The sequence below is a fragment of the Actibacterium atlanticum genome (assembly GCF_000671395.1).
Lineage (GTDB): Bacteria > Pseudomonadota > Alphaproteobacteria > Rhodobacterales > Rhodobacteraceae > Actibacterium_D > Actibacterium_D atlanticum.
In genome coordinates this window covers 219,398-232,052 of sequence record NZ_AQQY01000002.1, presented here as the reverse complement: position 1 = coordinate 232,052, position 12,655 = coordinate 219,398, and the positions used below count along the sequence as shown (strand labels likewise).

Below are 12,655 nucleotides of genomic sequence, written 5' to 3'. Positions count from 1 at the left end.
ATGCGCCGCATGATTGCTCTTGTTGTGATTGTTTCGGCTCTGTGGGGCGTCTACTGGTTTGTCGCCGCCTCGGGTCTGAAGTCAGCCATTAACACTCAGTTTTCACAATTGCGCACGTTGGGCTGGTCGCTGGAATACGACAGCTTGTCAGTACAAGGTTTTCCCAGCCGGCTGGACACGCGGGTGCAAAATCTTGAACTTACCGCCCCTCGCAATGCCTTCAAATGGCAAGCCCCCTTCTTTCAGGTCTTCGCGCTTAGCTATCGTCCCAACCATGTGATCGCTGTCTGGCCCAACGCGTTTGCAGTGGAAACAACTGCAGGCGCCTACGATGTCACCCATCAGGACCTGCGTGCAAGTCTGCGGCTGGAGGCCAGCACCGATCTGGCGCTGGAGCAACTGGTTATCGTCGGGCAGGACCTGCGGTTTGATTCCGCTGATGTGGGGCAGGCCAGCGTGCAGGCCACACAGCTGTCTGTGCGCCCCCTTCCAGCGCGGCCCGGATATTACGAATCCGCCCTCGAGCTGGATGAGATTGTCCCGATGGCATCCCTTGCCGCGCAGCTTGGCTGGGCCAGCGACACACCCCTTACAATCTCGCGCGCTTTTGTGAACGGCGAATTTCGCTTTGATGCCCCGCTGGATCGTACGGCGTTGACCGACGGCCCCCTGCAACTGCAAGAGGCCACGGTGACCCGCGCACATCTGAGGATCGCGGACACTGTACTCAACCTGTCGGGTGAACTTAGGATCAGCCGTTTCGCCCCGCCTGAAGGCAAGGTGCAGTTGAACGCGACCGGCTGGAAAGCGCTTTTGGCGCAGCTGGACCCCGCCAAGCTGGATACTGAAACACTGACCAAACGGCTGACCGCGATGGTGGGTGAAGATGAAGAGATCGCGCTGAACCTGACTTTGCGCGAAGGTTTCATCCACTTTGGGCCTATTCCCCTGATCCCTGCCCCGGACTGGCGCCTGCCTTAACGGCAGTAAGACCCCGAACCATGTTTGGCAGTGTCAAAGTGGAAATGATCCTTGTGATACTTGTCTGCATCGGGGCCAAGCACCGTGCCAAAGGGGCCGCAGGCCTTGGCATGGATGGTCTTCAACAGCTTGCCTTCGGCTTTGCTGTTCCAGTGTTTCAGAACAGAAATCGACGATCCGTTCTTTAAATTGATCGCGGAAATGTCGATGGCCTTGCCCTTGCCGTGTTCAGAAATCTTGGCTCCGGCCTTGTGGTTGCGGGTCCGGCAGGAATAGTGCGCGGCAACCTGCAACGACGACACGCCGCCGCCCAGCCGCTTCATTGTGGGCTTCACCCCATCCACAACCCAGGTTTTCAGGGCCTTCGCCGTGGTGCAATCCATATGCGAGGGCGTGCTCAGCGCCACCCCGTCAACGCTGAAAACCTCGACCGGGTTCGACACCCCGCAGCCAGACAACTTGCCAGGGATCGGTGCAATCTTGCGGCCCTGAATGCGCTTGTCGCCGCAAATCTTGCCCACCTTGCCTGAAGTCACCGCGACCGTTGGCGCCGGGGTGACCACCGCCGCCTGAACAACTTGTGCCCGGGGGGGGCGCGGGCGCGGGAATGGCGATTTCACAACGCCCCCACGCGCGACCTGCACCGCGACCAGCGGGGCCGGGGCAACCGCCACAACACCGCTTGGGCGCGGGCGCGGGCGCGGCGTGTCTGCTGAGGGGCCGAATACCGGCGGGCGATAGCGACTAAGAGCCGGCTGCGTCTTGGTGATCTCGGGGCGCGGCTTGGGAATGGGAGAACGTTCAAGCGCCAGCGCTCCGGTCGCGGCGATCAGCATGATCGCCATGGCGGAGGTCAGCGCGCGCCGCATCAGTCGCTTGCCTTCGTGCGGCCAAAGTCCGGCGCGGCGGTATCCTGACCCGCTTCGATGATGCCACGGCGAATGGCACGGGTGCGGGTGAAGTAATCAAACAGCTCGTCGCCGCTGCCCGTGCGGATAGCGCGTTGCAGCGCGAACAGCTCTTCGGTGAAACGTCCCAAAATCTCCAGCGTCGCGTCCTTGTTGTTCAGGAACACATCGCGCCACATGGTCGGGTCCGAGGCCGCAATCCGGGTGAAATCCCGGAAACCAGCTGCCGAGTATTTCACCACTTCGCTGTCGGTCACACGGCGCAGATCGTCTGCGACCCCCACCATCGTATACGCAATCAGATGCGGCACATGGCTGGTAACGGCCAGCACCAAATCGTGGTGATCCGGGTCCATCTCTTCGACATTGGCACCCATGCCTTCCCAAAGCGCACGCAAATCCGCGACGGCCTTCGGGTCAGAGCCTTCGACGGGCACGATCAGGCAAAACCGGTTGTCGAACAGTTCGGCAAAGCCGGAGCGCGGGCCCGAATGCTCAGTGCCCGCCAAGGGGTGGGCCGGTATGAAATGCACGCCTTTGGGGACATGCGGGGCGACGGCATCGACCACGGCTTGCTTGACCGAACCAACGTCGGTCACGGTCGCGCCCTTAGACAGATGCGGCCCGATTTCCGCCGCGACCGCAGACATCGCGCCCACGGGCACACAGAGCACGACCAGATCCGCGCCCTGCACGGCCTCGGCGGCGGTTTCTGTAATGCGGTCGCATAAGTTGATTTCGGCTGCGATCTTGCGGGTCTCGGCGGAACGGGCGGTGCCCACGATTTCGCCCGCCAACCCGGCGCGCCGCATGGCATGCGCCATCGACCCGGCGATCAGACCCAGACCAATCAGAGCAACGCGCTGATAGATCACGCTCATGGCGCAACCCCTTTGAACTGCTTGACCGCATACACGACGCGACGGCAACTGGCTTCATCCCCCACCGTGATGCGCAGACAGTTGGGCAGACCATAGCCCCCCACGCGACGTACAATGATGCCTTCCTTCTTCAAGAAAGTATCACAATCGGTGGCTTCCTGCTCCGACGCAAAACGGGCCAGAATGAAATTTGCGGTCGAGGTGTCAGAAGGGATGCCCAGCTCGGCCAGCGCTTCGGCCAGCCACGCACGCAACCGCGTGTTTTCGCTACGGCAACGCTCGACGAACTCGGTATCGCGAATCGCCGCCTCGGCGGTGGCCAGCTGGGCAACCGACAGGTTAAAGGGCTGACGTATACGGTTCATCACATCAATCATGTCTTTGGGACCATAGCCCCAGCCGATGCGCAAACCGCCAAGACCGTGAATTTTGGAGAAGGTCCGGGTCATCAGCACATTGTCACAACTTTCAACCAGACCAGCCCCGCCATCAAAGCCTTCGACATATTCGGTATAGGCGCCGTCATGCACCAGAATACATCCCTTGGGCAGGCCGGTGGCCAGTCGCGCGACCTCGTTGCCGCCAATCATTGTGCCGGTCGGGTTGGCCGGGTTGGCAATGAACACGATCTTAGTCTTGTCCGTACAGGCGTTCAGGATCGCATCGACATCAACGGTACGTTCGCGCTCGGGCACCCGCACAGGCACCGCGCCGACCATATGTGCAAGGATCGGGTACATCGAGAACCCGTGTTCGGTATAGATGATCTCGTCCCCAACCCCGGCATAGGCTTGGGTGACAAACTGCAACACCTCATCCGAGCCAGCACCACAAATGATGCGGCCGGCGTCCAGCTTGTGAACTTCGGCAATGGCTGCGCGCAGGCTGGCGTGATCGGTCGGCGGATAACGATGCAGCTCGTGCCGGGCACGGGCGAAAGCCTCTTTGGCCAGCTCTGAGGTGCCAAACGGATTTTCGTTCGACGACAGTTTCACAACGTCTGTCACGCCCTCGATGTTGGATTGACCGCCCTGATATAACGCGATCTCCATGATCCCGGGCTGAGGTGTGATCTGGGTCATTGCCTTACTCCTAATGTCCCGGTTCTAGCCCCCCAAGCAGGGCAAGACCAGATGCAAAGGGGAAAAGGCTGTGAACCCTTAGTATTTCTTGGCGGATCGGGCTGTCATCCAATCCATGGCGGCCATAAGCACACCCGAGGCAACGAAGACCATATGGATGACAACCATCCATTTTAGTTCGACCTCTTGGACCGGGGAGCCGTTCTTGCCGATCTCCATGAATTGCTTAAGCAAATGGATGGCCGAGATCGCGACGATAGACGCAATCAGCTTCATCTTCAGCCCGCCAAAATCGACCGTGCCCATCCAGCTGGGGCGGTCCCCGCCATCATCGATGTCCAGTTTCGACACGAAGTTTTCGTAGCCAGAAAACAACACAATCACCAAAAGATTGGCGGCCAGTGTCAGGTCAATCAGGGTCAGTACCACAAGGATCGCCTTGTCGGCGGTCATGCTAAGCACCTGCGGGGCGTAATAAAGCAGCTCGCGGCAGAAAACGATCGTCAGCATACCAAGGCTGACCACCAGCCCCAGATACATCGGTGCCATCAACCAGCGCGAGCCAAACAGAGTTTGCTCAAAACTGCGTTCCAAACCCGATTTATCGGCCATTTGCTGCGTCTCCTGTATGTCCCGCTCTGCGTTGCGGTCCTGTCTTAAAAAATAGCAGGCCGCGCCGCAATGCGGCACTGTGTTGCGAACGCAGAAAGTTTCAGGGTGTGACAAAGCCTGTTTCGCAGGGCATTCTCCCGGCCCGGGCCTACGGTTTCATTATTGGTTGCGCGCATCTGGCCTTTGGCGGCCGCGCTTACACAGGCTGTGTTCTGCGTGCCCGGCAACTTTTCAGGACCTGAGCCCGTTCCGCCAGCCCCAATCAGAAAAACCTGCCACAAAGGGCGGGTTCTCCGAAATCATGCGTGATGCGACATAGATGCACGTTCCGGGCGGTACGGCAAAATCCCGTCGATACGCCTACCTGAAATTGCCCCCCGCACATGTCAACGGATCGCACCTCAATCGTCGCGATAACGCAGAAGCCGGACGTCTCCGGTCTCGATCTCAACCGCATACAGCCGGTAAGGGCCTGTGTGCGGGTAACGGCTCTGCTCTGTCCCCAAGGCCTCCAGCAACAGCCACCCATCGCGATACATCAGGGGCGTCAGGGGTGGGCCGTATTCATTGCCAAAATCAAACAGGTCCGTCAGGCCCGGAAAGGACGTAATTGGGATCATGGTGGTTGCTTTGGAGCCGTCCAGGCCAACGATCTTGATCTCGCCCGGGCGCGAAAACGCCCCGGTCAGGACTAAAACCTGATCGCGCGCGTCGAAATGCAGCGTCGCTGCATCATACCCGTCCAGACCGGCGATGATTGACCAATCGCCCGACAGGGTATCGACCGCGTAAATGACCCCTTCGCCACCGTAGGTGACCCCAAAAAGCGTCTGCGACTGGGGATCGTAGGTGCCTTGAACGGGAAGTAAGATATCTGGCATGCTTTCGGGAACCGGAAACCGTGTGGCCCCCGAGCCGTTGCCGAGCGTAAAGCCAGACGGATCAAACACCACCTCCCAGCTGCCCTCCGCGGCACCGGTTTCAAGCCAATGCTTCAATTCAACCGGCAAATCCTTGGTGGCGCCCACATGCGCGCTTAGGGGGTTGCGACCGAATGCCGGTGTCAACAGATCGACCTGATCAATTGTCATGGGCGCACCGCGGAACACGTGCTGGCTTTGAAAGCTGTGAATGCGATGGGTCGCCAAGTCCTGCGTGAGCTGTTCGACCATGGCGCGAAAATCTTTCCCAACCGGTCGATATACCAAAGGCAGATCGGGCATGCGGGTACCAATCATCGGGATTCCTGACAACAGCACTTCGCTGTCTCTTGAGACACGCCCGCCCATGAATATGCCGTCGACAAACGTATCCGGGGTGGTTTCCACCTTCCACCGCAGCGGCCCGCCTCCAAGCAGGATCAGGCTGACATTCTGACCCGGGCGATCAACCAGAACATGGGCCTCGGGCAGCGCATACAAGTCATCGGGTGGCTGCCCTTTTCCCACGGCTACGATATGCACCTCTTGCCCGACCAAGGCAGTGCCGGACATCACCAGCACGGCTATGACTGAAAAGAAAAGCATTCTGACCATGGCAGATCCTGCGCGTCGTCCTGACCGAAAGAGCCGGGCAAGACCAGCCTATCAATTTCCCGGTCTTGCGTCGACTATACGGCGGGCGGGCGCGCGAGGCTGCCAAACGCAACCAACAAAAAACCCGCCACAAAGGGCGGGTTTTCCGTAAACTTGACAGGTGCGGCGAAGATTAGTTCTTCGCGTAGAATTCCACCACCAGGTTGGGTTCCATCATCACCGGGTAAGGCACGTCCGACAGGCCGGGGGTGCGGGTGAAGGTGGCGGTCATTTTGCTGTGGTCAGCTTCGATGTAGTCAGGCACATCGCGCTCGGCCAGCTGAACGGCTTCCAGCAGAACGGCCAGTTGCTTGGAACGATCACGCACCTCAACCACGTCGCCTTCCTGAACGCGGTACGAGGGGATGTTCACGCGCTTACCGTTGACCAGAACATGGCCGTGGTTCACGAACTGACGGGCCGCAAAAACGGTGGGCACAAACTTGGCGCGGTAAACAACAGCGTCCAGACGGCTTTCCAGCAGACCGATCAGGTTTTCACCGGTATCGCCTTTAACACGCTCGGCTTCGCCATAGATGCGGCGGAACTGTTTTTCGGTCAGGTCGCCGTAGTAGCCTTTCAGCTTCTGCTTGGCGCGCAACTGGATACCGAAGTCCGACAGTTTGCCCTTGCGGCGCTGGCCGTGCTGGCCGGGGCCATATTCGCGGCGGTTGACGGGCGACTTGGGGCGACCCCAGATGTTTTCGCCCATGCGGCGGTCAATTTTGTACTTGGCAGACGTGCGTTTGGTCACGGCTGATCTCCTTCGTTAGGGCGCTGCCCGATGGCAGCTATGAAGGGCGTTGTCCTTTGGCCGAAGCCCGACAGGCATCCCCTTGCGAGGGCCACCAACACCAATGAAATACCCGGCCTTTTCAGACCGGGTGGCGCTTATTGTCATCGTCCCGGAACAGAGTCAAGCACCGGGAACGAAAAACGGATTACTGACGCAACCCGCCTTCGTGCTGCAAAATGGCGGCTTCGGATGTGGACAGGTTGCGACGGGCGAAATCGCCATAGCTGAATGGGTCAGCGTCGACACCGGGGCATTGCTCCAGAAGCCGCGATCGTTGATCCGGCAACACCGTATCCAACGAGGTGTTCCCCGGATGGAAGCTTTCGGTTTCAATCCCGTTTGCCCAGACCACCTGATGTCGCTCAAGCATGATATGCACATACGAGACTTCGCGCAGTGTGTGATCCACCAGAATAGAGCGGTCGTTAAGCAAATCTTGCGCCGCGACCAGCACTTCGGGCGTCTGAAACAGCATCTCGGCAGCACGGCCCTTGATCAGCATGCGGTGCTGAGGCGAGACGATAAGATCAGGTTCAGGACGGTCCTGGCCCAAGGCCCCGGCACGAATACGGATCGGGCGCATATGGGGCATGGCGTACAGGCGCGCGCCGGACATCCGGCGCGAACCGGCCCACAGCACTTCTTGCACACCGTCATCTTTGGTGTGCAATTTGTCACCTTCACGCAGGTCTTCGACCCGGCGGCGCCCCTCGGGCGTATCAATCAGCGTTCCCGCGGCAAAGCAGATCACGCCACCCTGCCCGTCATCAGCTTGCGGTTTCGCGGAATGATCAGAAATTTCGCGCACGACCCACATCTGCGTTCCCTCTGCTGGTAATTCGTCGATAAACATCAACAGTGGCGGGCGCCCGGCACCCGTACTGATTTCAGTTGCGGTGTAACTTTGCGCCCCATCAGTCACCACGAACCCGCGATCAAACAAAAGATCGCTGGCCGGATCGTCGATGGATCTGGAAGGGTCCAGTGCTGCACCGACAAGTCGATGCACCGTGCGTGCTGCCCGTTTGCGAAGGTCTGCCTCTCCTTCGGCGCCACCTAACGTGACAAGGTCGCCCGGCCCATCAAGCCGCATGGCCTGACCAACGCGCCGCCAAGATGCGCCAACTTTCAGCACATCAACGGGCGCCGCCCGCACCCCGTCTACTTCTGTTTGCGCCCAAGGAATGACAAACGTGCCGCGATAGCCCGTTTTCATACCTATAAGCCTGCCTCAATTCTTTTTTATTACCGGCAGGTTAACACGCGTTGTTAAAGTTGCAAAGCGTTTGATTGTTTTGAGAGTCAAAAATTCAGCCGCACATTCACTGTGCCTACAACCTGTTCATCGCGCTGCTGATCAAATTCTTTGCTCATCCAGGTCACCCCGTAAAACAAGCCCAGCTTTTCACCCTGCCAGTTGATCCCGGCCCGCAGACGCGAGCGGTGATCGCTGAGCGTATAGCCATCCGAGGCAGGCAGAAGGTTGCTGTGCGACACATAGGCGATATCCCCGCCCAGCACGAAAGAGGTGCCTGTGGCACCATCATAGGTGCCGCTGTAAAGGTGGCCGGTAGCTGCATCGCGGATCAACAGGTTGCCGCCGTCAAACCCGCCAAAGATCAGATCGCTGCCGACCCGCACAAAGGTTTCCACCCCGGCCTGTGCCTCGACAAAGGGACGGGCTTCGACCACAGCGCCCATCGGCAGGGGCATCGTGGCAGAAACGGTGGCAGTGGGGAAAATGTCGTTGGGCAACTGATTGGCCGCCGCCACGCTGGGATCATCCGCGCCAAGCAGTTCATGGGTCCATTCCTGAAAACCAGAAAGGCCGGTCTGAGGGCCAACCAAGACCAGATCACCGCCAACGGTGTAATCCACCAAGCCGCGTGCAAAATGGGTATGTGCGCCAAAGGATAGCACGCCCGCATAGCGGCGGTCATTGGGGGGCGCGACCGGTGCGGTCAGGCTCTCGGGCGTGTAAATCGCACTGCGAAAGCGATATTCGATCACATCGCCGAACCCCTCGGGCTGACCGCCGCCCCAGCTGTACCCGCGCACCATCGAAACGGTGTAGGAATCCGTCAGCCAGCGATCTTCGCCATCCCCCAGAAAGTCGTTGTTAAAGATAGTGCCCCAGCCCAAGGTCTGTCGCTCTTGCGCCTGCGCTGGCAACCCTGCCATCGCCAGCCCGCACGCCAAACCCAGCGCTGCCCAATTGGCCGCTTTCATGCCTGTCCCCGATCGTTTTTGTTCGTCTGCTCTTTGGCCGCAAGATACCGAATCGCGCGAATCTCGCCAAGCGCAGAAATACCCTTGCAGCCTTATTTTGCTTCCTTGGGGGACTTTGGCGGGAAGTTTTGGCCAGAAAGTGGTCGAAGCGGGGTGTTTTTCCGGCTAAGCAACCGCAATGAGCGAACAGCCAGAGTTTGAAATTTTCCTTGCCGCCACGCCGGGGCTGGAAAGCGTGGTGCAGCACGAAGCCCGCGCTCTGGGCTTTGCGGCGCCCAAAACCGTGGCCGGCGGCGTATCGTTCATGGGAAGCTGGCCGGATGTCTGGCGCGCCAACCTGACTTTGCGCACCCCCAACCGGGTGCTGGCCCGCATCGGCGGTTTTCGCGCTATGCACTTGGCGCAGCTTGACAAACGCGCGCGTAAATTTGGCTGGGCGCAAATATTGTCGCCCGACCTGCCCGTCAAGGTCGAGGTCACCTGCAAACGCTCGCGCATCTATCACGACCGCGCCGCCAAGCAGCGCATCGAGACCGCCCTGCGCGAAAGCGCGGGTCTCCAAATCGACCCGGAGGCCCCCCTGCGCCTGATGACCCGGATTGAAGATGACCTATGCACCTTCAGTCTGGACACCTCGGGTGAGCCTTTGCACAAACGCGGCCACAAGCAAGAGATCGGCAAAGCGCCCATGCGCGAAAATCTGGCCGCCGCTTTTCTGCATCAATGCGGCTATGAGGGGACAGAGCCGGTGTTGGACCCCATGTGCGGTTCAGGCACCTTCGTGTTAGAGGCCGCCGAGATCGCGATGGGTCTTTTGCCCGGGCGAAGCCGCAGTTTTGCATTTGAAAGCTTCGCCAGCTTTGACCAAGGCGCGTGGGATGCGATGAAAGCGCAAACCACACCCCGCCACACCGATCTGCGGTTCTATGGATCAGACCGTGACACCGGCGCCGTGCACCGTTGCGGCGCCAATGCCGCGCGCGCCGGTTTGACCGACATCACACAGTTTGATCACTTCGCCATCAGTGACCGACCACGCCCCGAAGGGCCACCCGGTCTGGTCATCGTCAACCCGCCCTATGGTGGTCGGATCGGGAATAAGAAACTGCTCTACGCGCTCTACGGCGCATTGGGCAAAACCCTGCAGGAACGGTTCAAAGGCTGGCGGGTGGGCATCGTCACATCCGAGGCCGGGCTGGCCCGCGCCACGGGGCTGGCTTTCAAGCCCCCAGGCCCGCCAATCCCGCATGGTGGCCTTAGGATCAAGCTATACCAGACCGCACCGCTTTAGCCGCACTTTGAATGACCGCAGCTGGGGCAGGTCATGCAGCCCTCGACCATCTTCATGCCAAACTCGCCACAGCTGGGGCAGGCAGGGCCGCGCGGGCGTTCCCCCACTGCCATGGCCTCGGCCTGCGGGTCAGCCTTCAGGCCCATACCCTCGCCTTCGATAAAGCCGATGGTGACCAGATGGCGCTCAATCACGCCGCCAATCGCCGCCAGAATCGACGGGATATACTTGCCCTGCATCCACGCGCCACCGCGCGGGTCAAACACCGCCTTCAGCTCTTCGACCACAAACGACACATCGCCGCCGCGCCGGAACACCGCTGAAATCATCCGCGTCAGCGCCACCGTCCAGGCGAAATGTTCCATGTTCTTCGAGTTGATGAACACCTCAAACGGGCGACGATGGCCGTTGATCACCACGTCATTGACGGTGATGTAAATCGCATGCTCGCTGTCGGGCCATTTCAGCTTATAGGTATTGCCTTCAAGGGCTTGCGGGCGGTCCAGCGGCTCGCTGATATAAACCACATCCGCACCACTATCGACCTCAGGCGCCTTTTCGGTTTCTTCAGACACACTCAAAACCGAGCCTGTCACATCGTTCGGGCGATAGGTCGTGCAGCCCTTACAGCCGGTCTCATAAGCCTCCATATAGACGTCCTTGAAGGCTTCAAAACTGATGTCCTCGGGGCAGTTGATGGTCTTGGAAATCGAACTGTCGATCCACTTTTGCGCCGCAGCCTGCATGCGCACGTGATCCAAAGGCGCCAGCGTTTGGGCGTTCACAAAATAGTCCGGCAGGTCTTTGTCGCCAAACTTTTCACGCCACATCTGAACGGCGTAATCGACCACCTCTTCTTCCGTGCGCGAGCCATCTTTTTGCAGAACCTTACGGGTGTAAGAATAGGCAAAGACCGGCTCGATCCCGCTGCTGACATTGCCCGCATAAAGACTGATCGTGCCCGTCGGTGCGATCGAGGTCAGCAAGGCGTTGCGCACCCCGTGCTTGGCAATTGACGCCCGGACGTCATCATCCATATCGCCCATATGCCCCGACGCCAGGAACTGATCCGCATCGAACAGCGGAAAGGCGCCCTTCTCCTTGGCCAAGTCCACCGACGCCAGATAGGCGGCGCGGGCGATCCGTTGCAGCCAGCGCTCGGTCTGACGCGCCGCTTCCTCTGAACCGTACCGCATGCCGACCATCAGCAACGCATCCGCCAAGCCCGTCACGCCCAAACCAATCCGCCGTTTGGCTTGAGCTTCTTGTGCTTGTGCCTCCAGCGGGAAGCGGCTGGCATCCACCACGTTGTCCATCATCCGCACCGCGGTGGCGACCAGATCATCCAGCTGATCCTCGTCCAGATCAGCCCCGCCCTCAAACGGGTCTTTAACCAGACGAGCAAGGTTGATCGAGCCCAGCAAACACGCGCCATAGGGCGGCAAAGGCTGCTCGCCACACGGGTTGGTGGCCGCGATGGTCTCGCAATAGTTCAGGTTGTTCATCGCGTTGATCCGGTCGATGAAAATCACCCCCGGCTCGGCATAGTCATAGGTCGCGCGCATGATCTTGTTCCACAGATCACGGGCCTGCACCGTATGATAAATCTTGCCGTCAAAGATCAGCTCCCATGGGCCATCCGCCTTGACGGCCTCCATGAACGGATCGGTGACCAGCACCGACAGGTTGAAGTTGCGCAGCCGCGCCGGGTCTTCCTTGGCGGTGATGAAGGCCTCGATATCCGGGTGGTCACAGCGCATCGTCGCCATCATCGCGCCGCGGCGCGAACCGGCCGACATGATGGTGCGGCACATCGCGTCCCAGACATCCATGAAAGACAAAGGCCCCGAGGCATCTGCCGCCACGCCTTTCACATCGGCGCCGCGCGGACGGATGGTGCTGAAATCGTATCCGATGCCGCCGCCTTGCTGCATCGTCAGCGCGGCCTCTTTCAGCATGTCAAAGATGCCGCCCATATTGTCGGGCACGGTGCCCATGACAAAACAGTTGAACAACGTCACCGAGCGCGCTGTCCCCGCCCCGGCGGTAATCCGACCTGCGGGCAGAAATTTGAAATCCTCAAGCGCGGAATAAAATTTGCCTTCCCAATCACTTGGGCTTCTCTCAACCTCGGCCAGGGCACGGGCGATCCGGCGCCAGCTGTCTTCGACCGTCAGGTCAATGGCGGTCCCGTCTGCCTCTTTCAGGCGGTATTTCATATCCCAGATCTGTTCAGCGATCGGAGCGGTGAAACGGGTCATGGCAGCTTCCCTGGCAGCAAAATTCAAGGGCTACCACAAT

Annotated in this window: 11 protein-coding genes; 2 read left to right on the top strand and 9 right to left on the bottom strand. The window is 59.7% G+C overall.

The annotated features are described in order from the left end of the window. Complete coding sequence (locus tag ATO10_RS05070) at nucleotides 1–981, top strand: DUF2125 domain-containing protein (RefSeq protein WP_035248884.1); 981 nt, start codon at nucleotides 1–3, stop codon at nucleotides 979–981. On the opposite strand, the gene ATO10_RS16170 is transcribed toward ATO10_RS05070, so the two are convergent. The 8 genes from ATO10_RS16170 to ATO10_RS05025 all read right to left on the bottom strand — a co-directional run bounded on the left by ATO10_RS16170 (nucleotide 978) and on the right by ATO10_RS05025 (nucleotide 9,063). Beyond that, a complete protein-coding gene (locus ATO10_RS16170) occupies nucleotides 978–1,850 on the bottom strand; it encodes an extensin family protein (protein ID WP_081806431.1) in 873 nt (290 codons plus the stop codon). The two genes, ATO10_RS05070 and ATO10_RS16170, sit on opposite strands and share 4 nt — an antisense overlap. After that, entirely contained in the window at nucleotides 1,850–2,770 is a 921-nt protein-coding gene (locus ATO10_RS05060; protein WP_035248881.1) for a prephenate/arogenate dehydrogenase family protein, read from the bottom strand. Before ATO10_RS05060 ends, ATO10_RS16170 begins: the two co-directional genes overlap by 1 nt. Further along, nucleotides 2,767–3,852 carry a histidinol-phosphate transaminase gene (hisC, locus tag ATO10_RS05055; protein ID WP_035248878.1) on the bottom strand — a complete coding sequence of 362 codons (1,086 nt, stop codon included), beginning with the start codon at nucleotides 3,850–3,852 and terminating at the stop codon, nucleotides 2,767–2,769. Before hisC ends, ATO10_RS05060 begins: the two co-directional genes overlap by 4 nt. A 78-nt stretch (nucleotides 3,853–3,930) precedes the next feature. Continuing rightward, entirely contained in the window at nucleotides 3,931–4,464 is a 534-nt protein-coding gene (locus ATO10_RS05050) for a TIGR00645 family protein (RefSeq protein WP_035248877.1), read from the bottom strand. Nucleotides 4,465–4,865: 401 nt separating this feature from the next. Further along, nucleotides 4,866–5,999 (bottom strand): hypothetical protein, encoded by a 1,134-nt coding sequence (locus tag ATO10_RS05040; RefSeq protein WP_035248871.1) that lies wholly within the window; start codon nucleotides 5,997–5,999, stop codon nucleotides 4,866–4,868. Nucleotides 6,000–6,171: 172 nt separating this feature from the next. Then, nucleotides 6,172–6,792, bottom strand: coding sequence for a 30S ribosomal protein S4 (gene rpsD, locus ATO10_RS05035; protein WP_035248869.1), 621 nt, complete (start codon nucleotides 6,790–6,792; stop codon nucleotides 6,172–6,174). 187 nt (nucleotides 6,793–6,979) lie between these two features. Then, a complete protein-coding gene (locus ATO10_RS05030; protein ID WP_035248866.1) occupies nucleotides 6,980–8,050 on the bottom strand; it encodes a Hint domain-containing protein in 1,071 nt (356 codons plus the stop codon). Between the two features lie 86 nt (nucleotides 8,051–8,136). Further along, the gene (locus ATO10_RS05025; RefSeq protein WP_051597956.1) at nucleotides 8,137–9,063 is read right to left on the bottom strand and encodes a lipid A-modifier LpxR family protein; all 927 of its coding nucleotides are present in this window, start codon (nucleotides 9,061–9,063) and stop codon (nucleotides 8,137–8,139) included. Nucleotides 9,064–9,241: 178 nt separating this feature from the next. On the opposite strand from ATO10_RS05025, the gene ATO10_RS05020 reads away from it, so the two are divergent. Further along, complete coding sequence (locus tag ATO10_RS05020) at nucleotides 9,242–10,354, top strand: THUMP domain-containing class I SAM-dependent RNA methyltransferase (RefSeq protein WP_035248864.1); 1,113 nt, start codon at nucleotides 9,242–9,244, stop codon at nucleotides 10,352–10,354. On the opposite strand, the gene ATO10_RS05015 is transcribed toward ATO10_RS05020, so the two are convergent. Further along, complete coding sequence (locus ATO10_RS05015) at nucleotides 10,351–12,615, bottom strand: adenosylcobalamin-dependent ribonucleoside-diphosphate reductase (RefSeq protein ID WP_035248862.1); 2,265 nt, start codon at nucleotides 12,613–12,615, stop codon at nucleotides 10,351–10,353. The two genes, ATO10_RS05020 and ATO10_RS05015, sit on opposite strands and share 4 nt — an antisense overlap. Between the last annotated feature and the right edge of the window lie 40 nt (nucleotides 12,616–12,655).